The following is a 26,992-nucleotide window of genomic DNA, read 5'->3' as shown; positions in this document are numbered from 1 at the left end:
AAAAATGCAGTCTTTTATTTCAGAAACGTTAGATACTATTTTACAAAACACCAAATCGTTTGAGAACGTTGTGTTTGTACTGCCTTCACAAAGGGCGGGAGTTTTTGTAAAAGAAACGTTTAAAAATAAAATTTCTGCAGGCTTCTTACCAGAAATTATAAATATTGGAGATTTCGTTGAAGAAATTTCAGAAATGAAAAAGGTAGATTCCGTTCAGTTACTTTTCCATTTTTATACAATCTATAAAAAACAAGAAGAAAAGCCAGATTCATTTGATGTGTTTTCATCTTGGGCATTTACCGTATTGCAAGACTTTAATGAAATTGATCAGCATTTAATTAACACACGAGAAATCTTTGTGTATTTACGTGATATACACCGCTTACGAAAATGGTCGGTAAAAGGAGAGTTTAAAGAAACTGAATTGATGAAAGATCATTTTGCTTTCATGGAAAAGTTGAACAAATATTACGATGCTTTTTACCAGTTTTTACTTGAAAATAATATCGGATATCAAGGAGTTTTGTATAGAGAAGCAACCAAAAAAGCAGCAAACTTTATTAGTGAAAACCAGAAAAAAAAGTACTTTTTTATAGGATTTAATGCTTTAAATGCTGCGGAAGAATTCTTGTTTGAACAATTCTTATTAAACGGAAATGCAGAAGCCTATTGGGATATTGATAGAACGTTTTATGAGAGTCAACACCAAGCAGGAAGCTTTTTAAGAAAGTACAAAACTCGCTGGAAATACTATCAACAACATCCAATTCAAACCATTAAAGAGTACTTTTCAGAAGAGAAACATATTGAAGTGATTGGAGCCTCTAAAAACATTACACAGATAAAATATGCAGGTGAAATTTTAGCCAAACTTCCTAATTATAACAATACAGCATTAGTGTTGGCAGATGAAACGCTGTTACCAATTACCTTAAATTCATTACCAGCGACCGTAAATGCGGTAAATATTACAATGGGATATCCGCTAAAAGATATTCCTACAACAAGTTTAGTTTTTGCAATCTTTCATCTGTTTACTAATCAAGAAAAGTTAGAAAAGAAGGAAGAAAATCTTTTTTATCACAAAGATGTGGTTAGATTAGTAAAAGACGCAACAATTTATACGCTGCTACAAATAAATGAAGAAAAGAATATTGCAGACGTAATTTCAGAAGCTGTAGCCAAAGAAAATAACACATTTGTAAGCCAAGAAGAAATAATTACATTTTTATCCCCTGTAAGTGAAGAAATAAAGAAAACTATAAAGAGTATTTTCAATCCGTTTTCATCGATTAGCGAGTTTTTAAACAGAATAATTGAGTTGATTAATTTACTAAAAGAGAATACGAATGAACTGGAAAAAGAATATTTATTCCGTTTCTATACCGCATTTACTCAGTTACAAAATTTACATAATGAATTTGGTTACGTACAAGACTTAAAAACCTTGCATCAATTTTTTAGACAATTAATCCAGTCAGAAAGTTTATCATTTCAAGGAGAACCGTTACAGGGATTGCAGTTAATGGGAGTGTTAGAAACACGTGTGTTAGATTTTGAAAATGTAATCATAACTTCAGTAAATGAAGGAATTTTACCAGCCAACCAACAGCAAAACACTTTTATTCCTTTTGATGTAAAAATAGAGTTTGGATTGCCAACCTATAGAGAAAAAGATGCACTTTTCTCGTACCACTTTTTTAGATTACTACAACGTGCAAAAAACATTTACATTTTGTATAATACAGAGCATGATGTGTTTGGAAGTGGAGAGAAAAGCCGTTTTGTAACGCAGTTAGAAATGATGCGAGATGATATTACAGAAAAAATTATAAGTCCGAAAGTAGTAACATCACCTGTGCAGTTAAAAGAAATTCAAAAAGATGAAAAAGTACTAGAACGCTTACAAGAATTAGCTCAAAAAGGAATTTCTCCATCAGCACTAACCAATTACTTGTACAATCCGATTGCTTTTTATAAGCAGAAAATTTTAAAAATTAATGAACTAGATGACGTTGAAGAAACGGTTGCTGCAAATACTATGGGAACTGTTGTGCATGATACCTTGGAAGAATTATATAAACCCTTTGAAGGTAAATTTCTGCAAGTAGGAGATGTTGAGAATATGCAGAAAAAAACAAAAGAACTCGTAAGCTTTTATTTCTCAAAACATTTTAAAAATGGAGATTTAACCACAGGAAAGAATCGATTAATTTTTGAAGTTGCGAATCGTTTTGTAGAGAACTTTTTAGCTAAAGAAAAACAACTCTTAAAAGACGAAAATAACCAACTGAAGGTAGTAGCTACTGAGCAAGAATTATCTTCAGAAATTATGGTTGAAGGAATTAATTTTCCGATAAAAATAAAAGGAATTGTCGATCGAATTGATGAGCTTAATGGTGTTACTAGAATTATCGACTATAAAACAGGAATGGTGGATAGTACAAACTTAAAAGTACTCGATTTTGAAACCATACGCGATTTAAAGTATCATAAAGCGATTCAGGTAATGTTGTATGCGTTTTTATACACTCAATACACACAATTTAATTTTGAAAAGCCACTAGAAGCAGGAATAATCTCGTTTAAAAATTTAAAAAGTGGTTTTTTACAAATGAACTTTTCATCTAATTACCGAAAGCCTGATAATGCTATTACAGAAGAAAAATTAGAGGAGTTTATGACAGAAGTAAAGAATCTATTAACAGAATTGTACGATCCAGCAGTCAATTTTGTTGAACCTACCGATTTACCGTATTAAATATTTAAATAAATAATTTCCCAGTTATGATTATTACTTCTGTAGGTTTTTAAAGTTTTAAAACCAATGGCTTTGTGCGCATTCATTGAACGAGTGTTTTCTTCATCTACTTCAGTAATAATAGAATGGTATATTCCAGTGAATTCCTCTTTCATTTTAGTATATAACCCTCTAAAAATACCTTTTCCACGAAAGTTTTTGTCTATACATACTTGCCCCATTAAAATATACGGTTTGGCACCTTTTGAAGTTGTATCTATTTCGTCAAACATAGAAATTAAAATTGGAATGTCATTTCTAAAGTTTTTAGACATTGATAAAGCATAACCAATTATTTTATTATCATTCTTAGCAATGATATGCGGATGCACATCATTCATTTTTTGTAGTATTTCTAAATCATGACGAACGGTAACAAAACCTTGTTCTTTTTTATCTGTTTCTGATAACTTTTCAGGTAAGTTTTGCTGTTGCAAATCCAATATTTGAAGCAAATCTGTTTGATCAGTAGCCGTAGTAAATTCAATCATGATTTTAAAAATAGTGGAGCATATCGGAGTCGAACCGATGACCTTTTGACTGCCAGTCAAACGCTCTAGCCAACTGAGCTAATGCCCCAATGTAAAACTCCTCATATTCATTTTACGTTGTTAGAAATGACTTCATTTCAAATATAGTATTTTAAGGATGCGCATTTACCCAAACCTCACCATCTTTAAAAAATTCTTTTTTCCAAATAGGAACTGTTTCTTTTAAGGTGTCAATAGCATACTGGCAAGCTTCAAAAGCAGCTTTTCTGTGTGGAGAAGAAACCGTAATAATTACAGGGATATCACCAATAGTTAACAAACCTTCAGCGTGATGAATGGCAATCTTTGTGACTCCAAATTTTTCTAAGGCAGCATCTGCAATTTTTTGCATTTCTTTAATTGCCATAGGCTTGTAAGTAGAAAAATCAAGTTGGGTAACCTCTTTGTTTTGAGTAGCATTTCTTACAGTACCCACAAAAACAGCAATTCCACCACAAGAAGGATCAGCTACAAAATCGTAACATTCTTGTAAGTTGAGTTTTTCAGAGGTTATTTTTATGGAAGCAAGGTTCATTATTTAACTGTAAAGAGATTAAAAATAAAGCTAAAATATAGTATTTTCGGCAGCTCAAAATAATAAATTAAATAATATGAAGAAAAGTATATTGCTATGTTTTTTTACCATTTTTACTTTAAGATTAAGCTCTCAAGAAGATTTAATGAGTGTTTCTCTTGATAAGAGTGGAGTTTTTAAAGAAAGAAAAACAAGTATTCTAAACACTATTTATAAAGATGAGTTAAATAACTTATATACCATAAGAACTTTAGAGTCTGAAAGAAGTTTGTTGATAGATGTTTTTGATAGTAAGTTTAATAAGATTAACTCTTTTGAGCACAAAATTGAAAGAAAGCATAGAATACCTGGAGGTTTTTTTAAACAGGAGAGATTAGGGTTTGTAGAGTATTATAAAAATAATAGAGAAAATAAAATAGAGGCTTTTCTATATACTTCACTTAAAGATAAGCTTGAGTTTTCCAAAAAGAAAATTTTTGAGGTCACTCTTGATAGATATCCCTCATTCTTGGAGTCTGTTTTTTCAGCTTCAAAAATAGATAGGAATTTTAGAGGAAATATGTCATTCTCGAAATCAGGAAATTATAACGTTTTTAATATTGATTCTTCCGATAAAAAAAATGAACATCACAGCATTAAGGTTTTTGATGAAAGCTTTAATAAGTTGTGGGAGAAAGAGTTTGAGTTACCATATAAAGACAAAAGATTTAAACTTCAAGAAGTGAAGGTTTCAGATAATGGAGAAGTATTTATTTTAGGAAAGGTGTATCCAAAAAAGAAGAAGGAAAAAGGGAGGAATTATCATTACGAATTATTTAAAGTTGTAGAAAATAACGTATCATCGACAAAAATTTCTGTTGAAGACCATTTTGTAGCGAGTTTAGAGTTAGACTTAACACAGGAAAATAAATTGAGCTGTATTGGTTTTTATTCTGATATAAATGAAAATAGATTTAAAGGAGTGTGCTCATTTATTTTAAACACAAAGAATATTGATGTTGAAAACTCAACTTTTTCGCCTTTTACAGAGCAGTTTTTGAAGGATAAATATGGTGAGTCTAAGGATAGAGAATTAAGAAATGTTAAGTTTAAAGATATTTCTCATTCAGAAGATGGAGGAATGATTATTACTGCTGAAGAGTTTTTTTTAAGAGCAACATATGTACACAACCAATTTGGAGGGTATAGAAGTATTTCATATAATTTTGATGATATAATTGTTATAAAGCTAGATAGAGGAGGAAAACTAGTTTGGGCTAGAAATATTAACAAGGCTCAAACATCAAGTTATTTTTCAGATCCATTAATGTCGTTTGGAACAGCACAGTATAATAATGATAAGTATTTAATTTTAAATGCTCATAAAAAGATGGGAGAATTATCTGGAGGGAGAATTAAATTTAGAGAAAGTTTTTTATGGAACGCAACTAAAAATAACACGAATTTATATATTGTTAAGTTGAATCCCAATGGAGATTTTATATACAAATCCTTATTATCAAATAAAGATGAAGAAACATCATTTAATTGTAGATTTATTGAACAAGTTTCAGATAATGAGTTAATTTTATACGGTCAAAGAAAAAACAAGAAACAATTTTTAAAAATAACAATCAACTAGATTTAAGTGATGAAAACATTGAACGATTTCAATTTTGAAAATAAAAAAGCATTAATCCGAGTAGATTTTAATGTGCCTTTAAACGATACTTTTGAAGTAACTGACGATACAAGAATTCAAGCAGCAAAACCAACTATTATAAAAATATTAGAAGATGGTGGTAGCTGTGTTTTAATGTCTCACTTAGGGCGTCCAAAAGGAAAAGAAGATCAATTTTCGTTACGTCATATTGTTAGTAAAGTAACAGAAGTTTTAGGTGTACAAGTTAAGTTTGTAGATGACTGTATTGGTTCAACTGTTGAAGATATGGTTACAAACTTAAAAAGCGGTGAGGTTTTATTATTAGAAAACTTACGTTTTTACCCAGAAGAAAAAGCAGGTGATGTTGCTTTCGCTGAACAATTGTCTAAATGGGGCGATGTTTATGTAAATGATGCTTTTGGTACAGCACACAGAGCCCATGCTTCTACTGCTATTATTGCGCAATTTTTTCCAGAAAATAAATGCTTCGGAAACTTATTAGCAACAGAGATTGAAAGCATTGATAAAGTATTAAACAACTCAGAAAAACCAGTAACTGCGATTTTAGGAGGAGCAAAAGTGTCGTCTAAAATTGGAGTGATTGAAAATATTATTGAAAAAGTAGATCATATCATCGTTGGTGGAGGAATGACGTTTACGTTTATCAAAGCTCTAGGAGGAAAAATTGGAAATTCACTAGTTGAAGAAGATAAATTAGAGTTAGCATTAGAAATATTAGCTAAAGCGAAAGAAAACAATACAGAAATTCACTTACCAGTAGATGCAGTTATTGCAGATGCTTTTTCAAACGATGCAAATACACAAGTAGTAGATACTAATGAAATTCCAGATGGATGGATGGGATTAGACTGCGGACCTAAAACCGTTGAAAAATTTGCTGAAGTTATTGCAAAGTCAAAGACTATTTTATGGAATGGTCCTTTAGGTGTTTTTGAAATGGAAAAGTTTGCAGAAGGAACCATTGGTTTAGGAAATGCAATCGCAGAAGCTACTAAAAATGGAGCATTCTCGTTAGTAGGAGGAGGTGACTCAGTTGCTGCTGTAAAGCAATTTGGATTTGCTGATAAAGTAAGCTATGTATCTACAGGTGGAGGAGCGATGTTAGAAATGTTGGAAGGGCAAACCTTACCAGGAATTGAAGCAATTTTAAAATAAGAAAATTACTAGTAGAAAAAGAAGATAGAATGAAATATTGGTTTTATAACGATAATGATTTTATTGTTGCTACAGAAGAGTCTCTTTATGTAGGAAAAATCAAAAAACATATAAAGTCTGAACTAATTTCAGGTTTTGAAAAAGGAGACATTCCAGAAGATGTTTTTAGTATTCCTTTCTCATATATTAAAAGTATAGAAAATCCAGAAAAATCAAGTACAATAACTGTTTTTTATGGAGGTAATTCTGAAGAGGAAATCATTATAAATAATAAAGAGGTTAAGAGTCAGGTTTTTCTTTATTTAAGAGAAAAGTTATCTAAGTTTAGTTATTCTAAAGAGAAACCAAAAGTAATTAAATATGTAAAGCCTCAAATTTTTGCTATATTATTTTCCACAGGAATATTTTTATGGATATTCTATTTAGCTAGAGAAATTGAGAAAGGTTATCAGTACGAGATTGTAGGAGGTAGACAAGGCTTAAGCGGTTTGGTTTTAGGGCTAGCTCAATTTGGAACTATTAAGGTTTTATTGGGTTACTTTTTAGTTCTGTCAATAGCAATAATAGCATTAACAAGAAAATTAAAGAAAAGAACCTTGACTGAGTTTTTAATAAGATAAAAACCTGTTAAATGATTATTTAATCCCGCTTACTGCGGGATTTCTTTTATGTAAACTTTAAGAAGTAGAAATTCTAAAAACCTTGTATTTTTACAAGAGTAACAAATGATGATTAATTTATGAAATATACAACCTTACCAACTACAGATATAAAAGTTTCAAAAATTTGTTTAGGAACCATGACATGGGGTCGACAGAATACGGAAGCAGAAGGTCATGAACAAATGGATTATGCCTTAGAACAAGGGGTAAACTTTTTTGATACTGCAGAATTATATTCTGTACCTGCGACTCCAGAAACATATGGAGCCACGGAAAAAATTATAGGTTCTTGGTTTAAAAAAACAGGAAACAGAGAAAAAGTAGTGTTGGCTTCTAAAATCGCAGGAGGAGGTGATTACACAGCTCATATTAGAACAGGTGGTTTCAACAGAAAGAATATAAGTGAAGCAATTGAAGGTAGCTTAAAACGCTTACAAACCGATTATATCGACTTATACCAACTACATTGGCCAGATCGTGGGGTTAACTGTTTTGGAGTACGTGATTATCCGTATAAAACCTCTGCAGAAGAAGCTGAAAAGCATTTAGAAATTTTAGAAACGCTGAATGATTTTGTGAAACAAGGAAAGATTAAACACGTTGGTTTGTCTAACGAAACACCTTGGGGAACGATGAAGTATTTACAAACTGCAGAACAACATAGTTTACCAAGAATGGTGACAATTCAAAACTCATACTCATTAATTCATAGAGGGTATGAAGTAGGAATGTCTGAGGTTTCTATGAGAGAAAATATTGGTTTGTTAGCTTATTCTCCATTAGCACAAGGAGTATTAACAGGAAAATATATTGATGGAAAAACTCCAGAAGGAGCAAGAGGAACTTTATTTCCACGTTTTATCGCGCGATATAAAAATGAAGGATCAGAAAAAGCGGTTTTAGAGTATCAAAAAATAGCAAATAAGCACGGATTAACATTAACTGAACTATCATTGGCATATATCAATCAATTACCTTTTGTAACGAGCAATATTATTGGAGCTACGAAAATGAGTCAGTTAAAAGAGAATATTAATTCTATTAATATTGAATTGTCTGATGCTATTTTAGAAGAGATAGAAGCGGTGCACAAAGTTATCCCGAATCCAGCGCCATAGTTGGAGTGTAGATAAAAATGTAAACGCCTGAAAAATATTTTCAGGCGTTTTTTATATTAATATATTTCGATACTAACAAACACAGTGAGACCAATCTAAACCATACTTTTCCATTTGATCTTGAATGTAATAATTTCTATCTCTCCAACTAGAACTACAAAAGTCATCACAATCCATAAATGGTCTTCCTCCTTTAATTTCTTGTTGATCTTTTCTGTTTAATCTTTTTCCTAGATTTAAAATTTGTTTTTTCATAATAATAACGATTTAATTAATTTGATTAAATCCCTGAACATTTTATAGACACTCAAGGTTTATGTCTATTTTTCTCGCGAAAGAATTTTAATGAGTTTAAAAATACTGTTTTTATTGTAAATGTTCATGAAATCAGTGATTTAATTCTGTTGGAGTGCTGTTTTGATAAGATAGAAAGGGTAGGTTATTATAAAAATGAAAATATTTTTGAAGTAATAAAAAACCGAAGTTAACTTACTTCGGTTTTTTTTAATTTTTATCTAGAAACTTTGTTTATGAAAGTCTAAATATTATTCTTCAATTATTTTAAAAGAGGTAGCTTTAAATCTTCCGTTTTCAACTTTTCCAGTAACTTCTGCCTTTCTAACAACATTGCAAAAACCGATATTTTTATCATGGGCATCACCATAATCATCAATGTGTGCACCATCAATAAAATAGGCTTGCCCATCTACTTTTACAGCTAAATCACACCCATGTTGGCTATCTAAGCCAAACTTACATTGACCGCATGAAGCTTCTACTATTTGTGTTTTTTCTTTTGGAGTACTACAGGCAACGATTCCTAAGAATACTAAAATTAATAATTTTTTCATGTTGTGAATTTATGAAAATAAGCATAAAAAACCCAGAATATATTTATTCTGGGTTTAGTTAATTATGATATTTGAACCTCCTAGCTCTCCTCCTCACCAACAAGTTCTCCTTGCGTGGTTACAGAGCCAGTAGTTGCGTTTCCATATACTGGAGTTTCATTTCTTAGAATATCAATTACTCTAGCAAAATTATCTGCTGTCATATATGGAGTTTCTTGTCTTTTCCCCTGAAATGTTGTAAAGTAAAACTTACCCAAATCAATTTTAGGATCCCATAAAGCTTGATAGCCTTTCAATTTTGTCCATCCTGTCGTTCCTTGTGCATAATGTGGCATAATATGTTAGTTTGATGTTAATAGTAGTGTAAAACTATCAAAAAACACAACTAACAAAGGTTACCTATTCCCTGTTTTTCATAGGGATATACTCCTGATTTTTTAAGGATAAAATGACTTATTTATTAGGTGGTATAAATTATTAGTATCCTATTTTTTCTCTAACTCTTTGTAGCACATCTTTGGCAATTGAACGAGCTTTTTCTGCACCTACAGCTAAAGCTTCATCAATTTCATGGCGGTTTTCCATATAGTGATTATACTTAGCGCGTACATCAGAAAATTTATCAATAATCAATTCATATAAAGCTTGTTTTGCATGTCCGTAGCCATAACCTCCATTTTCATAATTAGTACGCATTTCAGCTATTTGCTCTTCAGAAGCTAATAATTTATACAAAGCGAAAACATTATCAGTATCTGGATCTTTTGGATCTTCTAGAGCTTTACTGTCTGTTTGAATTCCCATAACTTGCTTACGTAACTTCTTGTCTGGTAGGAAAATATTGATGAAATTATTTCGTGATTTACTCATTTTTTCACCATCAGTTCCAGGAACTAATTTCGTGTCTTCATTTATCTTTGCTTGAGGTGGAACCAAGGTTTCACCAACAATATTGTTAAACCTGTTAGCAACGTCGCGTGTCATTTCTAAATGCTGTAACTGATCTTTTCCTACGGGAACAACTTCAGCATCGTACAATAAAATGTCAGCTGCCATTAACATAGGATAGGTAAATAATCCAGCATTTACATCAGCTAAACGATCAGCTTTGTCCTTAAAACCATGTGCTAATGTTAAACGTTGGTATGGAAAGAAACAGCTTAAATACCAAGTTAATTCAGTAACTTCAGGAATATCACTTTGGCGGTAAAATACTGTTTTGTTAATGTCAATACCACAGGCAAGCCAAGTAGCCGCAACACTATAGGTGTTTTCTCGCAATTCGTTTCCGTCTTTAATCTGTGTTAAAGAATGCATGTCGGCAATAAAAATAAACGATTCGTTTTTAGAATCATTTGCCATTTCAATTGCAGGTAAAATTGCTCCTAATAAATTCCCTAAATGTGGGGTTCCTGTACTTTGTACTCCTGTTAAAATTCTTGACATAAGTCTGTTTTGAAATGTTTTTAAATAAGTGCTTGCTTAAGTGAGCAAAAATAAGCTTAAAATTTATCAAACAAAAGAAATTACTACATTCGCATATTAGGGGAACCTTAATACTAAACTTTTTTGATAAAAGAAGTATAAGGTTAGTTAGTTGATTATAATTTAAAAGAATTGAAGTATATATTTTTTCCTATTCGTTTTATTTGGCGTGTTTGGTTTTACACACTAATTGTAGTTTCAATACTAATAATGGCACCTTTTATGCTGGTTTTAACTTCAGATGAAAAATATTACCCAGTTTTTTGGAAGGTGGTAAGAGCATGGGCTTATTTTTTAATCTATGGAATGGGATTCCGATTAAAAGTTGAAAAAGAGCAAGAAATTGATCGAAATAAAAGTTATATGTTTTGTGCAAACCATGCGTCATTTATAGATCCATGGATTCTAATAGCTATGAGTAAAAACCCAATAGTTTTCGTTGGGAAGAAAGAGTTAGCAAAATTTCCAATTTTTGGTTTCTTTTACAAAAAAGTAGTTATTGTAGTTGATAGAAGTGATTTAGAAAGCCGAAAAAGAGTATATGAAGAAGCTCATAGTAGGTTAAAGAATGGAACAAGTGTTGCTATTTTTCCTGAAGGATTAGTACCTGCTGAAAACATTGTTTTAGCACCGTTTAAAAACGGAGCATTTAGCTTAGCTATCGAGCACCAAATACCGATTGTTCCTCAAGTGTATTATGATGGAAAACGTCTGTTTTCTTGGGATTTTTTAAAAGGATCTCCAGGAACACTTAGAGTAAAACAGTGTGCATTTATTGAAACAGATAACTTAGAAGCTAAGGATAAGAAAAAACTTAAAGAAGAAACATACAATGTGATATACAATGAATTGATAAATGATGAGTTGTATATGAAAGATACCAATCGACCTAACAATGAGCGAGAATTTAAATCACCATTATAACGAAAAAGAAGAAAGATTAAACATCCTTACTCACGGGTTTGGTTTGCTACTTAGTATAGTGGCTCTTCCCTTTCTTGTACATAAATCACTAAGTTATCATAACTTTTGGAAAGCTGCTAGTTTCTGTATTTACGGACTGAGTTTAGTAATTTTATATGCAGCATCTACTTTTTATCATGCTGCAAAAAGACCTAAGCTTAGGAGGAGACTTAATATTTTTGATCACGCAGCTATTTATGTATTAATTGCTGGAACATATACTCCATTTTGTTTAGTTGTATTACCATCAAAATTAGGTTGGTATATGTTTATTTTTGTTTGGTTATTTGCCATTACCGGAGTTGTATTAAAGTTGTTTTTTACAGGACGATTTGATAAACTATCAACTGTGTTGTATTTATTAATGGGATGGCAAGTTGTTTTTGTAATAAAACCTTTAATGGAAAATTTATCAGATAAAGGACTGTTGTATCTTTTTCTTGGAGGAGTTTTTTATACCGTTGGAGCTATTTTCTATTCCCTTAAAAAATTAAAATATAGTCATGCAACCTTCCATGTTTTTGTATTGTTGGGTAGTTTAAGCCATTTTTTAGCTATTTTCTCAATTAGCTAACACTTCTTATATGGTAAAAAAATAAAATAGCCGTAAAATTAAAGTTAAAAAAAAGCCAATAGATAATTTTTTACTGGCATTGGTTAGTATTGTATCAAATTGATTTGATTTATAACTGTAGGTTTGTTTTTAGTAATTTAAAAAATCAATCAATTATGAAACAAAAGAACATTTTGTTACCCTTCTTCTTTTTGTTGTTTTTCTGTGTTGAGACTGCGTTAGCTCAAGACTGTAAGGTTACAAGTGAAAATCAAAAGGTATTTTTAAAATACCCCGAATCAAAAAAAGAGTTTGATAAATTCAACAGCTACACAAAAAATGTAGTTAGAAAAAAACAAACTTCACTTTTTAATAAAGTTGGAGAAACTTATACCATTCCTGTAGTTGTACATGTTTATGGAGATGTTCAACATGGGAAAACTGTAACGTATGATAAAATAAAAGTTGCGTTAGACAAATTAAATGAAGATTTTAACGGACTTAACGATGACTTTAATACAGTAGATCCTGTTTTTTCAGGAAGAAGAGGTACTCTTAGTATTAGATTTGCTTTGGCAAAAATAGATCCTAACGGGGGGAGTACTAACGGTGTGGTATTTCACCCAGAAAAATCAGGATATGGAAATGGAGGTGGTTATGACGATCAAATAGCTGCAGACGCTTGGGATAACTATAAGTATATGAATGTATACATTATGGGAGATTTATATGCAGATGGAAGTGGAACAAATTCTGGTGTTGCTTGGTACCCTAATACAGCGATGTCTGATAATAACACAGCAAGAGTAGTTTATAACGGACGATATATTCATGGTAATACAGATAAAGAATTTGCTTCGGTATTAACGCATGAGTTTGGTCATTGGTTAAACTTGATTCATACGTTTGAAGGTGGGTGTAATGACCCAAATGGAGATTATGTGGATGATACTCCAAAAGAAGATTCTAATTCAGGAGATGATGGGTGTACGGTTGGAGCAAGTGATTGTGGAAATTTAATTAACTATGAAAACTACATGGGGTACGATGCTGCCGCTGGTTGTGGAAAAATGTTTACACAAGGACAAATTGATAGAATGCTTATAGCATTACAGCATCCAGCCCGTAAACCTTTGTGGCAACCTGCAAACCTAACGGCTACAGGAGTAAATTTAAATGGAGCATCTCTAATAGTAGACTCTACTACGGTAGAAGAAGCATTATCAAATGATGGTTCAATAGTTGATGAGACCAAAAACATATCTATTGAAGGAGCTACTTTCTCAGTTTCTTCAGGAAGTTTAACTTCTGGAACTCATTTTGATGCTAATCTTCCTCAAGGGTTGTCAGCTCAAGTAACTGTACTTAATAATAAAACATTAAGTGTAAAATTTATAGGACAAGTAACAAATCATTCTAAATCAAATAATACGACTGGTTCTATTACGTTTAAAGATGCTGCAATTTCTGGAGGAACATCCTCTTTGAACTCTAGTAAAGTAACGTTTGATTTTTCTTTTTATGATCCTTATAAAGTGGTGTATTTTGATAACCAAGATTACATAGCTAATTCAGGAAACACATGGACGTTTTTTGCAATAGATGGCGCTAGTAGTAGTTGGTTTGGAACTTTTTATGAGAATAATTCATTGATGTTAGAAACGTATAAAAAAGCACTGGTATGTCAATCAGGAACTAGAAATGTAAAAGCTGTTGAGTTAAATACAGTAATTGATGAGCAAAGTTCATGGGTTGACGGAGATGAATATCCTAATTTACATGTAATTAGGAATGGTAGTTACATGTCTTGGGATGGAAAAACTGCATATATAGGTTTTCAATTAGAATTATACCCAGGAAAAACTAATTACGGTTGGTTCAGAGTTAGTGTTAACAATGATGGAACATCATACACGTTACTAGATTATGCATATAGTACAGAACCTTTTGGAGGAATCAAAGCTGGAAGTAAGGTATGGGATGGGAATACTGGAGCTACTTGTAGTGATGGAATTCAAAATGGAGATGAAACTGGTGTAGATTGTGGTGGTTCTTGTGAGCCTTGTGCAGTAATATATTGTGATTCTAACGGAAAGAATGTAAACGATGAATTCATTAGTAAAGTTGAATTAAATAGCATTAGTAATAGTTCGTCAGGATCAAGTGGCGGATATGAAGATTATACACCTACAGTATCAACTAACTTATCAAAAGGAGGAGATTATACAATAACCATAACACCAAGCTGGAGTAGTACTGTTTATTCTGAAGGATATAGTGTTTGGATTGATTATAATCAAGACGGAGATTTTATAGATGCAGGTGAGCAAGTTTGGAGTAAAGCAGCGTCAAAAGATACTTCAGTTACAGGGCAATTTACTGTGCCTAGTTCAGCAATTTTAGGAGATACTAGAATGAGAGTGTCTATGAAATATAACGGTATACCTACGTCTTGTGAATCGTTTAGTTATGGAGAAGTAGAGGATTATAAGGTTGTTATTGGTGATGGGAACTGTAATGATGGAATTCAGAATGGAGATGAAACAGGGGTTGACTGTGGAGGTTCTTGTGAGCCGTGTAGTACAAATGATGATATTGTATATGTTGATATAGATGACCTAACGGTAACCTCAAGTGACCCTTGGAAGTTTTTTAGAATTGAAGTAGGAGACGATGCAGATTATGGAGCTTGGTATACTAATAATTCTGTACGATTAGAAACCTACAATAAAAATATTGTTTGTGAAGGAACAACTAGTAATGTGTCTTATTTAGCGGAAGGTGCTTCTGTTGGAGCGCCAAGTAATTTTGTAGCAAATTCTTATCCTTATACAGTTAGTTCATCCGATTATACACCTTGGAATGGAAAAACAGGTTTTATAGGGTTTACTTTTAATATAGATGGAAATACACATTATGGATGGTTCCATGTTTCAGTAGCAAACGATGGACAATCTTATACACTGACAGATTATGCTTATAATAAAACGGCGAATTCATCAATTACAACAGTGACAAGAAGTGGAGTTGTAGGACCTAATGATGAAAAGTCAAATAATAGTGGAGTCATCTCTGCAATACCTAATCCTTTTGTGACACAAACAAAAATTGATATTTCTAGTGTTTCAAAAGATGAAGCCATACGATTAAAAGTGTATGATTTACAGGGAAGACTTATACATAGTAAAGAGATTCAATCCCCTTCCACATTTATACTAATTGATGATAGTATACTAAAGAAACAAGGAATGTATTTATTAAAGGTGCAATCAGGAAAACAAGTAAAAACTCTTAGTGTTATAAAAAAATAAGAAAAGAGTTTTATTAAGAAAGTAAAAGCTGTTTGGAAAATTTTTCAAACAGCTTTTTACCATTTATTATAGGGTAACTTACTTAAGTTGGAGTTGTAGTATTTGGTAATTCCAGTAACCTCTTTACCTAACCATTCAGGTTTTGTAAAACTTTCATTTTCGTTCTCTAATTCAACTTCAGCAATAAGCAATCCACTATTGTCTCCTAAAAACTCATCTACTTCAAAAGTATGATTGTCAATTTTTACTAAATATCTATACTTTTCAATACTACCTTTTTCACATAAGTCAAAAAGACTTTCAGCTTCTTTTTTGTCAATTTCTTTTTCCCATTCAAATCGAGTAGTTCCATTAGCATTTGATGGCCCTTTGATGGTTAAAAAACCAGTATCGTCTTTTAAACGAACTCGTACAACTCTTTCTTTATCTGAATTTAAAAAACCTTGTTTTATATGGTTTCTTTGAAAAGCTTCTTGTTTAAATTCAGTAGATTTTACCAAGAATTTTCGTTCTATCTCTGTTGCCATGCTAAAGGAATCAATTTTGCACGAATGTACTATTTTTGTTGATATTATTGGTATATCTTTGATTAATGATTTTAATAGTTAAACTTGGTTAAATGGCAGTAATTACTACAAAAGCCATTGTTTTAAGCTCTCTTAAATATGGAGATACTAGTTTGGTTGTAAAATGTTTTACTTTACAAGAAGGAGTAAAATCGTACATGATAAAAGGAGTGCTAAAATCAAAAAAAGGAAAGTTAAAGCCTGCACACTTTCAACCATTAACACAATTAAATCTTACTGCAAATCACAGCAATAAAAGCTCATTGCATTCTATTAAAGAAGTGCAAGTGATTAATCCGTATGAAACCATTTATACTTCTATAGTAAAACAATCAATTGTACTGTTTTTATCAGAAGTGTTATCATACATTTTACAAGAAGAGGAAGAAAATAGTTCTTTATACAGTTATATTGAAACATCTTTAATTTGGTTAGATACGCACGATGAAGTTGCAAACTTTCACTTACTGTTTTTATTAAATTTATCTAGATATTTAGGCTTCTATCCAGATACTAACAATATTGATAGAACAGCATTTAACTTATTAGAAGGAAGTTTTACTGATACCGAATATGAAAAATTAACGATTTCAGGAAAAGAAATAATGCTATTTAAAAGCTTGTTAGGCATAAATTTTGATGCGATTAATTCAATTTCTTATTCAAAAAAAGAAAGACAAATTATTCTCCGAATTATAGTTCAGTATTATGAATTACATTTGGAGGGATTTAGAAAGCCTAAATCATTAGATGTTTTAGAAACCGTATTTAATTAATATGAAACACAGAATTACTGTATTTTTTTTACTATTTGTTACCACAATTTTTTCTCAAACCATTACTGTTATTGATGCTGAAACAGGTAAACCTGTAGAGGCTGTTGCTGTTTTTAATAAAAGTAAATCAACGTCGGCGGTAAGTGATGAATTAGGAAAAATTGATATTTCTGACTTTAAGAAAAATGAGTTGCTTACGTTTACCCATGTATCATATGCACAGTATCAAGAAAAAAAATCAGTAATAAAAAGAAATAACTATCATGTTTATTTATCTAAAAATTCAGAGCAGTTAGATGAAGTAGTTGTTTCGGTTTTTAAAAACAGAGAAAAAACTAACCGGATAGCAGAACAAATAGCGGTGGTATCTTCAAAGGAAATAGAGAAATTATCACCACAAACATCAGCAGATTTATTAGCGAGTGTTCCAGGAATAAAAGTTCAGAAATCACAGTTTGGAGGAGGAAGTCCTGTTTTACGAGGAATGGAAAGTAACCGAGTTCTTTTGGTAGTTGATGGTGTTCGTATGAACAATGCAATTTATCGAAAAGGACACTTACAAAACTCAATAACAGTAGCTCCAAATTTATTAGACAGAACAGAAGTTGTTTTTGGTCCGTCGTCAGTAATTTATGGTTCTGATGCATTAGGTGGGGTTATTCACTATTATACCAAAACCCCTAAGTTATCAGAAAAAGGAAGTGAAATTAAAGGAAATACATTTTTACGATATAGTTCAGCAAATAATGAAGTAACCAATGTGGTTTCTGCCGAATTAAGATTTAAAAAATGGGCATCTTTTACAAGTATAGCTCATAGTAATTTTGGAGACTTAAAGATGGGAGAAAAGCGTTCTCATGGATTTGATGATTGGGGAAAAGTTCCTTTTTATTCTAATAATACGAATACTTTTTATAGTGATAGACCAGTTGCTAACTCTGACCAAAACTTACAAAGAAACACAGGTTACAGTCAAACAGATGTATTGCAAAAATTTTATGTGCCTTTTTCAAAAAATACAGATTTTAAATTAAATATTCAATATTCAACGTCATCCGATATACCTCGTTTTGATAAGTTAAATGAATTGAAAAATGGAAGTTTAAAATTTGCTGAATGGTATTACGGACCTCAAGAACGTTTGTTGATTTCTCCGCAGTTAATTATCAATCCAAAGAAAAAGTGGATGGATAATGGAACCATTACTTTAGCTTATCAAAATATAAAAGAAAGTCGTATTCAACGAAAGTTTGGAAGTCTAGATAGGTCTTACAGAAAAGAAAGTGTGGATGCTTTTAGTTTGAATGGAGATTTTACAATACCATTAGCAGAAAATAGAAATTTAGGATATGGAATTGAAGTTACTTACAATGATGTGGAATCTAATTCTTACGGAAAAACGTTACGAGTTAATGATAATAACATAATTGGTTTTGATGGAGATTTTACAGTACAGTCGCGTTATCCTGATGGAGGAAGTAGTTATTTGAGCTCTGCTTTTTATGTAGATTACCGTCAAGATATCAATAGTAAATCAACATTAAACACAGGAATTAGAGGAACAAATACAGTATTGAAAGCAAAGTGGTTGGACGAAACTTTTATCGATATTCCTCAAAATGATATTCAGTTAGATAATCAATCGTTAACAGCAACTATAGGGTATGTATACAAGCCTAATAAAACATGGCAGTTAAATACAGTATTATCTTCTGGTTTTAGATCACCAAATATTGATGATGTAGGAAAGATAAGAGAGAAAAACGGAAAAGTAACAATACCAAATACTAGTTTAAAACCAGAACATGCATATAATGCTGAAATAGGTGCTCAAAAATATTTTAATAATAGAAAATTTAGAGTTGGGGCAAATGTGTATTATACTTTGTTGAATAACTACATTTACAGAGAGAGTTTTGAGCTGAATGGAAGCTCAACTATCGAATATGATGGAGAAGACGGAGCCATTGTTGCTAATGTAAATAAAGGAACAGCCTATGTTACTGGTGCTACAGTAAGTTATCAAGGTAAACTACATAGAAACTGGAATACTTCTGGGTTTGTTACTTATACCTATGGTAAAACTTATGATACCAACGAACCAATGTCGTCTATTCCACCGTTATTTGGTCGTTTTGATTTAAGTTATGTAAACAACAAGTTTGAAGGAGGTGCTAATTTAGTTTTTAATTCGAAAAAAGATATTTCAGATTATAATATAACTGAAGGTATTGATAATCATGAACAAACACCAATTGTTAACGCGAATGCTACCGAAGATATTGATAAATACTACGGAAGTCCTAGTTGGATGACTGTTGGATTATATGGTAAATTCCAGTTCACAAAAAACATAGCTTTACAAGCACAATTGTCTAACTTATTTGATGAACATTATAAGGAATTTGCTTCTGGAGTTTCAGCTGCAGGACGTAATATTTCAGTATCTTTGCTAACCAATTTTTAAGTAAAAATTCAATGATTAATTTTTTTAAGTTAGTAAGTTTATTAGAAGGAATATCCTATATTTTATTACTTTTTATAGCGGTTCCAATTAAATATTTACAAGGAAATCCTGAGTATGTAAAAATGTTGGGTATGCCTCACGGATTGTTATTTGTAGGATACATAGTGTTAGCAATCATGTTAAAGTATGAGCTAAACTGGAACGGTAAAGCTTTCGGAATTGTTTGTTTACTTTCTATATTACCTTTCGGAACATTTTTCGTTGGAAAATACTTAAAAAAGGCTGAAGCTTAGTTTTTTCAAAAGGCAATAAATTATCCTCCGCTAACTGGAGGAATAATTGCGATTATATCATTTTCTTTTATGAGTATATCGTCTGTAGCGTAACTTTCGTTAATAGCTACAGCATACGAACTCATTTTTTGTAGCTCAGGGAATTCTGCTAAAAGAAATTCTTTAAAGTTAGCAACAGTGCTTTTGCTAGGAAGTTCAATTTCTAATGAAGAACTATCAACTAAATCTGTTGCCATGCCGAAAAATAGAATGCTTATTTTCATATAACAAATCTACAATTTTATACCGAAAACAACTCTGTTTTCATGTTTTCCGTTAAAGTAAGAGCGAGCAAAATCTACACGTAAAAAACGCCATTTTCCAATACCAACATTATCTAAACCAATAGCAAATTCAGAATAAGGTTTGTTACCCGTAGTAAATAACCCTTTTGCTCCAGTAACTAGATGAAAGTTGAGTTTGTTTAACAAAGGAACCTTGCTTAATAATGCTCCTTTAAAGTTATATTCTCCATGGAGCTCAGCGTATTTATCATTAGAACTTAACTTATAATACGGTAGCATGTAAAAGTTGTCCAAATAGTTGTCTTTTGGAGCTATTAACAAGCGATTTCCGTTAAAATGAGCATAATCTATAAAAGGAATGTCTTTTTTCTCTAAAAACATACCTCCTTTCGCTTTGTATGCAAATTCACCCCAGTTGCCTAAATTTATTTGTTGATACAATTGAGAAAAAAACACATCAGAATTCCACTCAGAATTTCCTGATCCGAAGTTTTTTTGATAGCCAATGTATAGTGATGGGTACTTACGACTAGGGATGTTGTATTTTCCATCAGGGTATGATAAATATTTTTGTCCAAAATTAATATTTGCTCCTAAAGAAAAAGTCCACATTTGATGAGGTATAAAACCTGTTGAAAAATCGGCAGGATTTTGCGGATTGTTAGAAGTGTAATCTATATCATCTTGAGGAAATATTATATAATCAGTTGTATTAAATAAAGGTTTTCTATCTGCAAACTCCAAAGAAGAAAACATACGTATTCCGTTAGTTACTTCTTGAGAAAAGGATGCTTTGGCAAATGCCTTTTCATAAATTTTCAAATAGTTTCTTTCAAATCCAATAGAACTTATTGTGTTCCAAAACTTAGAAATAGGCTGTTTTGGGTTAAATTGTGGTGTGGCAATTCCTCCAGAAATTGTTAAAACAGGTCGTGTAGTATTGTTCCAACGATAGTTAAAGTTGGCTGTAGGACGCACTTTTTTCTCTGAAAAACCATAATTAATATAAGCCCCAATACTAAAACGTTTTCCTTTTTTGTTAAGTGATTTTCGGTAATTAACACCTAAAGAAGAGTTCCATCCTTGTACCGTATTAAAGTTAAGATTTTCAATAGGAGAAGAAGTGCTTATCGACCACTTGTTATAAGAGTCTTGATAAGTGTAACCAGAAAGAATATCCAACGGTTTAAACTTATTGTTTTTTATATCAATCGAATCTAAATATTTCTTCGATTTTCGAATAGTTTTTATGCTGTCTTTTAATTTGTAATCCGATATTTCTTCAGAAGTTAAAGTTACAGGGCGAATTTCATTCCAATATACTGAATCCTTTTCAGTAGCATTTTCAGCAAATGAAAGAACCTCGTTACCAAAAGAGTTTTTAGTAAAACTAGGATTAAAATTATAGTTAGAATAAGCAGCAGAAAAGCGTCCGTTAAAATGAAACCCAAATAACCCAGCTTTAAAATCTATGGTTTGTGTAACGGGCACCCAAGCTTTGTTTTTAGCAGAGAAATTATAGTTTTGTTTGATATGTAGAGAATCTACAATAGGCAAGCTTATTTGTGCGCCAGTAACAATAACATCCGCACCATAAATAGCCCAATCATCTTCAACTATATAGATGAATCCACTAAAAACCCGATCGTTTTTACGTTTTGGTAAAAGTTGAATTTTGTTAATTAGTGTTCCATTTTTATCATAAAAAACACCTGTTAGTTTATAGTTGTAATAACCAAAAGCGCCATTTGCAATAGGAGAAATAACTTTAACATCAGCCAAATCAAAAGAATTTTCATAAAAGTTAAAGTTTACTTCTTCTGCTTGATTAAAACTAATACCGTTGTCTTGTCCGCTAACTTTTGAAGCTATAATATGTTCTTTAAAGTTTTTAGGTCTTTTTTGGAAAGCGATTTTTGAAACCGTTTCAGAAAGGTATACCACACCACTTCGGGTAGAGTCCAATCCACCGCCCATATCACCAATGTCCTGTCCTAAAAACTTCTTCGGTAAATCTTTTACCTTAAACAAACCACGAGAGTAAAAATCGGCAGTATACTCAGCAAACTTATCTGTGTTTTTAGCTTTATTAGCAATAGCGTTTCTAATAATTTTGTTAGCAGGGTTTTCTTCAGAAGAAACAACCACTTCATCTAAGGTGACCTCTTCTTCAGCCAAAACAACATTTAGTATAAAAGGAAAAGAGTTGATTTCAACCGTTTTTTTAATGGTTTTATAACCTAACATTTGAAATATTACAGTGTGCTGTCCTATTGAGTTAAAGGCTAACTCATAGTCGCCATTTGTATTGGTTGTGGTACCTGTAATAGTGTTTTCTAAATATACACTTACAAAAGAAATAGGTTGGTTTTTAGTATTGGTAACCTTTCCTGTAATTTGAGAAAAAGTAAGTGAAGAGCATATTAAAAATAAAAATGTAGTTATAATTTTCATAGTCAGTTAGTTGTTGGTAACAAACATAAAAGAAGAACTTTGTAAAGTGTATTTAAGAAGTGTTAAATAACTTACAAAGTTCTCTTAATATAATGTAAGACTACGAAAAATAAAAAATGTTACAAAAGACTATTTAACAGTGTCTTTTTGTTGTTTTTTCTTCTTTTTTCCAAATAAACCACCTAAAACATCCGTTACTTTTTTAACGGTTTCTTCCTTTTTGTTGGTTGTGCTAGTACTATCTTTCTTCTTATTTCCTAATAATCCACCTATAGCATTGTTAACCAGCTTGTCTTTTTGTTGCTGAACTAATTGCTGACTCAACTTAGTAACTGATGATGACAAATCTGTTTTTACAGAAGGATTAGTCATGTTTCCAGCAATACTTGCGGTAACAGGAACAGTAATGTTTTGTTGTTCTTTAGCACTTAATTTTGAAAGTAGTCCTTGTGCTTCATTACCTAAATATTTAGCAGGAACATTCAACGTAACATTATAGTTCATTGTTTTATCAAATCCATGGCTTCCACCAACAGTAATACCAATGTCATTATATTTTAAATCAAATGGTTTTACCACCACTTTACCTTCTTTAAAAGACAGGTGTGTTTTAATATCAGATAAATCTAGTTTTGATAAATCCATAAAAGATAACTTATTATTTAATAAACTTAAAGCTTTCGTTTTTTGTGGGTTAATACTAGTTGTTAATAATTCAGCTAGTGCTTTACCAGAAACTGAAGCTAAGTTAGGAGTAAAATCATCATTTAAACTCCCTGCTAAGTCAATGTCAGAATTTAATTTACCATTCATAGCACCAGCAATTGGACTTATTGACTGTAGTAAATCTAAATTGGTAAATGATTGTGCTATATCGAAAGATTTAATACCTAATTTCATATCGAAAGTAGGTTTCTTTTGTTGTGTGTTAACCTCTCCGTTTAAAGCAATTTGACCATTAAAAATACCAGCAGTCATATTTTGTAATATAGCTTTTTCGTCTTTTAAAAGAAGAGTACCTCTTACATTTTGTAGGGTTAAGTTATCATAATGTACTGTTTTAGCATTAGCAGAAACGGTACAGTCTAAAAATGCAGGAATTTTTAAAGATTCTGATGGTGTGTCTTTTGTAGAGTCACTTTCTTTATTTTCAACAGCTTCAGGGTTTTCTTGCATAAAATCACTAACATAAAAAGTGTTAGAATTTAGCTTGAAGTTCCCTCGTAACTTTTTATCGGAAAGTAAAAATCCTAGTAAGTTTTTAAGTGTTCCAGTAGCATTTAAATCACTTTTTCCAGTAGTAGCATCAAACTTAGTTAAGCTAACGGTACCAGGTGTAAAGTTGACAATTGTGTTTTTAATATGAAGTGGATTTACAACATCTTTCGAAGAAAAAACAAAGTCACTCACCTCCATTTTTCCGTTATTTTTAATACGACTTAAAGTATTGTTTTCAATAGCTTTCATGTCGAATTCTGTACGTAAATCAGCCTTTAAAACTCCACTTAACTCATTTTCTAAATCAATAGGATACGCTTTGTTAATATTGGCAAGGTTTAAAACACCTTTTAAGCTAGCATTTACCTTTGGGTTGGTAGTTAAGTTGTATATGTTTCCTTTTCCAGAAAAAGTATCCTGATCAATCTTAAAAGAAAGTCCATTAATAGTAACAAAAGTATTTTCGGTTTTACCAGTAGTGTTTTTTATTTGTGCGTCAATATTAATGTTTTGAACACTTTTAGGTAAATCAGGATATTTAAATGAAGCGTTATTTGACTTCATAGAAATATCTAACTTCGGAATGTGTTTATCGTCGATAATTCCGTTTACTTTTCCGTCTACACTAAAATTACCAGTAGTACTTACTCCAGCAATACTTTTAGTGTAGGCTTCAGGAATTAATCCTAAGAAGTTTTTAAAGTCAGACGAAGGTGTTTTAAAGTTGATATCAACCTCCTGATTTTTTTCGTTTATTTGAACAAAACCATCAAATACCAATGGAAGGTTATTTAATTTAGCTTCATTTTTTAAGAAAGAAAACTTCATATTAGTTAAGTCCATTCCTAAAATAGCATCTAACTCTATTTTTTGATTTTTGGCATAAGAGTTACCGTCCATTCCAAAAGAAACTAAAGTAGATGTTTGAGTATCTAATTCTGTATTTGATTGAGAAAAATCACCACTTCCACTATGATTTAACTCAGTTAGCTCAAGGTTTAGTTTACCCTGCTTATCATTGTACTTTATCGTAGCATTGTTAATAGCGTATGAATTAATAGATAGCCCGAAAGTAGATGGCTCTTCATCTTTTGTGTCTTCTGTTTCAGAAGATTTAGCAATATCATAGTTGGCATTTCCTTTTTTATCAACTAATACATTTACCAAAGCATCATCAATAGTAAATGATTTAATATTCAGCTGCTCAGAAGAAGCTTTAAAAAGCTCTGTAAGTTTTAATGCTAAATTTACCTCTTTGGCATATACTAAAGTATCACCTTCAAAAGGAGCGTTATTAATTACCGTAAGGTTAGATAATTGAACTGATGCATTTGGGAAATTTCTAAGTAAGCTTAAGCTAGAATCACTAAAATCAACTTTCGCATTTACGTTGTTGTTAATGGTAGTTTTTACCAAGTTCATCACTTTATCTTGAAATAGTAGGGGAATACTAACCAAAAGGATGAAGAAAAAAACTACAATACCTAATAATATTTTATATATCTTTTTCATTATGAATAAAGTTTGTCATGTAATACTAACGAACAAATTTCAACATTTATTTGTAAATAGAAAGTGAATAAAATTATAATTTTTCTTTTGGTAATTTTGCGCTGTTAAAAACACATATTTTGAATAAGAAACAGCAATACTCAAATTTTATAAAAACACAAGCAAAACGTTTGGGTTTTTTGGGTTGTGGTATTGCAAAAGCTGACTTTTTAGAAGAAGAAGCCCCTCGTTTAGAAAAATGGTTACAAAATGGGTACCATGGTGAAATGCACTATATGGAAAACCATTTTGATAAACGTTTAGATCCACGTTTATTGGTTGATGGAGCAAAATCGGTAATTTCTTTGTCGTATAACTATTTTCCTTCGGAAGTTCAGGAAGAAGGAAGTTATAAGATTTCAAAATATGCTTACGGTCAAGATTATCATCATATTATTAAAGGTAAATTGCGTGAATTGTTACAGTTAATAAATGATGAAATAGGAGAAGTATCTGGTCGTTGTTTTGTAGACTCAGCACCTGTTTTGGAACGAGCATGGGCGCAAAAGTCAGGTTTGGGTTGGAATGGAAAACATTCGTTATTAATTCAAAAACAACAAGGCTCGTTTTTCTTTTTGGCTGAATTAATTATCGATTTAGAACTCGAATACGATGAACCTTTTAAGACAGATCATTGTGGTAGCTGTACTCGTTGTATTGACGCGTGTCCAACACAAGCTATTTTACCTAACAATACGGTTGATGGTAGTAAATGTATTTCGTACTTAACAATTGAGTTAAAGGATGCAATTCCGTCAGAATTTAAAGGAGAAATGCAAGATTGGATGTTTGGTTGTGATGTGTGTCAAGATGTTTGTCCGTGGAATCGTTTTTCACAGCCACATGAAGAAAGTTTATTTGCACCTCAAGAAAACTTGTTACAAATGAATAAACGTGACTGGCAAGAGTTAACACAAGAAACCTTTAGTAAAGTGTTTAAAAAATCGGCAGTTAAACGTACTAAGTTTTCAGGATTATTAAGAAATATTGATTTTATAAAACAATAAAACCGCTTTTAAAAGCGGTTTTATTTATGTTTTTTGAAAATTATTTAGGGTTTGTTTCTCCGAAGAAGAACCAATTAAGTCCTTTTTTAATCATTCCACTTTCTTTTGCTGGAGCCTTTTTATCTGCCTCTTTTAAGTTAGCAGCATCTTCTTCAAAAAGCTTTACAACAAAATCGTCATATGATGCATTAACCTCTTCTTGTAAGAAAGAATTGAAATATAATTCACTTGCCTTCTCACCTTTAACTTTTTCAATTTCTAATAGAGTTTTATATAAAGGCTCTATTTTTTTTACAACACTTTCAGGTAAAGATTTTCTTCTACCAGTATATCCAGTGATTTTTCCATTATCATCTTTTTCTACATCAAAATCAGTGATAACCCAGTAGTATCTACCTGTTCTTGTTAAGTTTTTAACAATAGCATGAAAGTTGTTTCCTTGCTTTAGGTTGTCCCATAATACTTTAAAGACTACCTTAGGCATGTCTGGGTGTCTAATAACATTGTGAGGTTCTCCAATAAGCTCTATTTTATTATACTCCGAAGCTTCTTCAAAAGTATCGTTCATGTATAAAATAGTTCCAACAGGGTCAGTTTTACTAATAATTGTTTTAGACTTGTCCCATTTTACTTCCTCATCTATAATTTTGGAAGGTCTAAGAGCGTTGTTTGTGTGCATTTTTTTTGTTTTAATAGTTATTCGGGGTGGTTTACTTAAAAATAATCAGCAAATATAAGGTTTTTGATGCA

The 26,992-nt window shown here is 31.5% G+C and carries 23 protein-coding genes and 1 tRNA gene; 12 read left to right on the top strand and 12 right to left on the bottom strand.

Annotation, left to right across the window (positions count from 1 at the left end; genetic code table 11):
• The first annotated feature begins 4 nt into the window (after positions 1-4).
• Complete coding sequence (locus C8N27_RS03955) at positions 5-2,761, top strand: PD-(D/E)XK nuclease family protein (RefSeq protein WP_121146365.1); 2,757 nt, start codon at positions 5-7, stop codon at positions 2,759-2,761.
• Here C8N27_RS03955 and C8N27_RS03950 read toward each other — a convergent pair.
• The 3 genes from C8N27_RS03950 to C8N27_RS03940 all read right to left on the bottom strand — a co-directional run bounded on the left by C8N27_RS03950 (position 2,758) and on the right by C8N27_RS03940 (position 3,865).
• A complete protein-coding gene (locus C8N27_RS03950; protein WP_121146364.1) occupies positions 2,758-3,291 on the bottom strand; it encodes a GNAT family N-acetyltransferase in 534 nt (177 codons plus the stop codon). The genes C8N27_RS03955 and C8N27_RS03950 overlap by 4 nt on opposite strands.
• A gap of 14 nt (positions 3,292-3,305) precedes the next feature.
• Positions 3,306-3,379: transfer RNA gene (locus tag C8N27_RS03945), tRNA-Ala, on the bottom strand.
• Positions 3,380-3,442: 63 nt separating this feature from the next.
• A complete protein-coding gene (locus C8N27_RS03940) occupies positions 3,443-3,865 on the bottom strand; it encodes a molybdenum cofactor biosynthesis protein MoaE (RefSeq protein WP_121146363.1) in 423 nt (140 codons plus the stop codon).
• Positions 3,866-3,941: 76 nt separating this feature from the next.
• Here C8N27_RS03940 and C8N27_RS03935 point away from each other — a divergent pair, with 76 nt between their 5' ends.
• From C8N27_RS03935 to C8N27_RS03920, 4 genes are all read left to right on the top strand, one after another.
• The gene (locus tag C8N27_RS03935) at positions 3,942-5,486 is read left to right on the top strand and encodes a hypothetical protein (RefSeq protein WP_121146362.1); all 1,545 of its coding nucleotides are present in this window, start codon (positions 3,942-3,944) and stop codon (positions 5,484-5,486) included.
• A gap of 9 nt (positions 5,487-5,495) precedes the next feature.
• The gene (locus C8N27_RS03930) at positions 5,496-6,683 is read left to right on the top strand and encodes a phosphoglycerate kinase (protein WP_121146361.1); all 1,188 of its coding nucleotides are present in this window, start codon (positions 5,496-5,498) and stop codon (positions 6,681-6,683) included.
• 29 nt (positions 6,684-6,712) lie between these two features.
• Complete coding sequence (locus C8N27_RS03925) at positions 6,713-7,303, top strand: hypothetical protein (RefSeq protein WP_121146360.1); 591 nt, start codon at positions 6,713-6,715, stop codon at positions 7,301-7,303.
• A 119-nt stretch (positions 7,304-7,422) separates the two neighbouring features.
• Complete coding sequence (locus tag C8N27_RS03920; RefSeq protein WP_121146359.1) at positions 7,423-8,463, top strand: NADP(H)-dependent aldo-keto reductase; 1,041 nt, start codon at positions 7,423-7,425, stop codon at positions 8,461-8,463.
• A 72-nt stretch (positions 8,464-8,535) separates the two neighbouring features.
• Here the strand turns inward: C8N27_RS03920 and C8N27_RS03915 are convergent, their stop codons facing one another.
• From C8N27_RS03915 to trpS, 4 genes are all read right to left on the bottom strand, one after another.
• On the bottom strand, positions 8,536-8,718 hold the full coding sequence (locus tag C8N27_RS03915; RefSeq protein WP_099214795.1) for a hypothetical protein: 183 nt from the start codon (positions 8,716-8,718) through the stop codon (positions 8,536-8,538).
• Positions 8,719-9,008: 290 nt separating this feature from the next.
• On the bottom strand, positions 9,009-9,314 hold the full coding sequence (locus tag C8N27_RS03910; protein ID WP_121146358.1) for a DUF6370 family protein: 306 nt from the start codon (positions 9,312-9,314) through the stop codon (positions 9,009-9,011).
• An 80-nt stretch (positions 9,315-9,394) separates the two neighbouring features.
• Positions 9,395-9,649 carry a hypothetical protein gene (locus C8N27_RS03905; protein WP_115899774.1) on the bottom strand — a complete coding sequence of 85 codons (255 nt, stop codon included), beginning with the start codon at positions 9,647-9,649 and terminating at the stop codon, positions 9,395-9,397.
• 142 nt (positions 9,650-9,791) lie between these two features.
• Positions 9,792-10,760, bottom strand: a complete 969-nt coding sequence (trpS, locus tag C8N27_RS03900; protein WP_099214792.1) for a tryptophan--tRNA ligase — start codon at positions 10,758-10,760, stop codon at positions 9,792-9,794.
• Positions 10,761-11,009: 249 nt separating this feature from the next.
• On the opposite strand from trpS, the gene C8N27_RS03895 reads away from it, so the two are divergent.
• From C8N27_RS03895 to C8N27_RS03885, 3 genes are all read left to right on the top strand, one after another.
• Positions 11,010-11,723: a lysophospholipid acyltransferase family protein gene (locus C8N27_RS03895; protein WP_121146357.1), complete on the top strand. Its 714-nt coding sequence runs from the start codon at positions 11,010-11,012 to the stop codon at positions 11,721-11,723.
• Positions 11,695-12,336 carry a PAQR family membrane homeostasis protein TrhA gene (gene trhA, locus C8N27_RS03890; RefSeq protein WP_121146356.1) on the top strand — a complete coding sequence of 214 codons (642 nt, stop codon included), beginning with the start codon at positions 11,695-11,697 and terminating at the stop codon, positions 12,334-12,336. The genes C8N27_RS03895 and trhA overlap by 29 nt, the downstream gene beginning before the upstream one ends.
• A gap of 155 nt (positions 12,337-12,491) precedes the next feature.
• Positions 12,492-15,626: a M43 family zinc metalloprotease gene (locus C8N27_RS03885; protein ID WP_121146355.1), complete on the top strand. Its 3,135-nt coding sequence runs from the start codon at positions 12,492-12,494 to the stop codon at positions 15,624-15,626.
• Between the two features lie 56 nt (positions 15,627-15,682).
• Here the strand turns inward: C8N27_RS03885 and C8N27_RS03880 are convergent, their stop codons facing one another.
• Complete coding sequence (locus C8N27_RS03880; RefSeq protein ID WP_099214788.1) at positions 15,683-16,153, bottom strand: CYTH domain-containing protein; 471 nt, start codon at positions 16,151-16,153, stop codon at positions 15,683-15,685.
• A gap of 92 nt (positions 16,154-16,245) precedes the next feature.
• On the opposite strand from C8N27_RS03880, the gene recO reads away from it, so the two are divergent.
• From recO to C8N27_RS03865, 3 genes are read left to right on the top strand one after another with little or no spacing between them, the layout of a single operon-like run.
• Entirely contained in the window at positions 16,246-16,968 is a 723-nt protein-coding gene (recO, locus tag C8N27_RS03875; protein ID WP_121146354.1) for a DNA repair protein RecO, read from the top strand.
• Between the two features lies 1 nt (position 16,969).
• Positions 16,970-19,435: a TonB-dependent receptor gene (locus C8N27_RS03870; RefSeq protein WP_121146353.1), complete on the top strand. Its 2,466-nt coding sequence runs from the start codon at positions 16,970-16,972 to the stop codon at positions 19,433-19,435.
• Between the two features lie 11 nt (positions 19,436-19,446).
• On the top strand, positions 19,447-19,728 hold the full coding sequence (locus tag C8N27_RS03865) for a DUF3817 domain-containing protein (protein WP_121146352.1): 282 nt from the start codon (positions 19,447-19,449) through the stop codon (positions 19,726-19,728).
• Between the two features lie 20 nt (positions 19,729-19,748).
• On the opposite strand, the gene moaD is transcribed toward C8N27_RS03865, so the two are convergent.
• The 3 genes from moaD to C8N27_RS03850 all read right to left on the bottom strand — a co-directional run bounded on the left by moaD (position 19,749) and on the right by C8N27_RS03850 (position 25,196).
• Positions 19,749-19,991, bottom strand: a complete 243-nt coding sequence (gene moaD, locus C8N27_RS03860; RefSeq protein ID WP_121146351.1) for a molybdopterin converting factor subunit 1 — start codon at positions 19,989-19,991, stop codon at positions 19,749-19,751.
• Between the two features lie 9 nt (positions 19,992-20,000).
• Complete coding sequence (locus C8N27_RS03855) at positions 20,001-22,466, bottom strand: DUF5686 family protein (protein WP_121146350.1); 2,466 nt, start codon at positions 22,464-22,466, stop codon at positions 20,001-20,003.
• A gap of 129 nt (positions 22,467-22,595) precedes the next feature.
• Complete coding sequence (locus C8N27_RS03850; protein WP_121146349.1) at positions 22,596-25,196, bottom strand: AsmA family protein; 2,601 nt, start codon at positions 25,194-25,196, stop codon at positions 22,596-22,598.
• A gap of 119 nt (positions 25,197-25,315) precedes the next feature.
• On the opposite strand from C8N27_RS03850, the gene queG reads away from it, so the two are divergent.
• Positions 25,316-26,242: a tRNA epoxyqueuosine(34) reductase QueG gene (gene queG, locus C8N27_RS03845; RefSeq protein ID WP_121146348.1), complete on the top strand. Its 927-nt coding sequence runs from the start codon at positions 25,316-25,318 to the stop codon at positions 26,240-26,242.
• A gap of 40 nt (positions 26,243-26,282) precedes the next feature.
• Here queG and C8N27_RS03840 read toward each other — a convergent pair whose 3' ends face one another.
• Positions 26,283-26,921: a PAS domain-containing protein gene (locus C8N27_RS03840; protein ID WP_121146347.1), complete on the bottom strand. Its 639-nt coding sequence runs from the start codon at positions 26,919-26,921 to the stop codon at positions 26,283-26,285.
• Between the last annotated feature and the right edge of the window lie 71 nt (positions 26,922-26,992).

The organism is Tenacibaculum discolor, assembly GCF_003664185.1.
Taxonomy (GTDB): Bacteria; Bacteroidota; Bacteroidia; order Flavobacteriales; family Flavobacteriaceae; genus Polaribacter; species Polaribacter discolor.
Note: the sequence above shows the minus strand (reverse complement) of the source record. Positions and strands in the feature narration are given on the sequence as shown.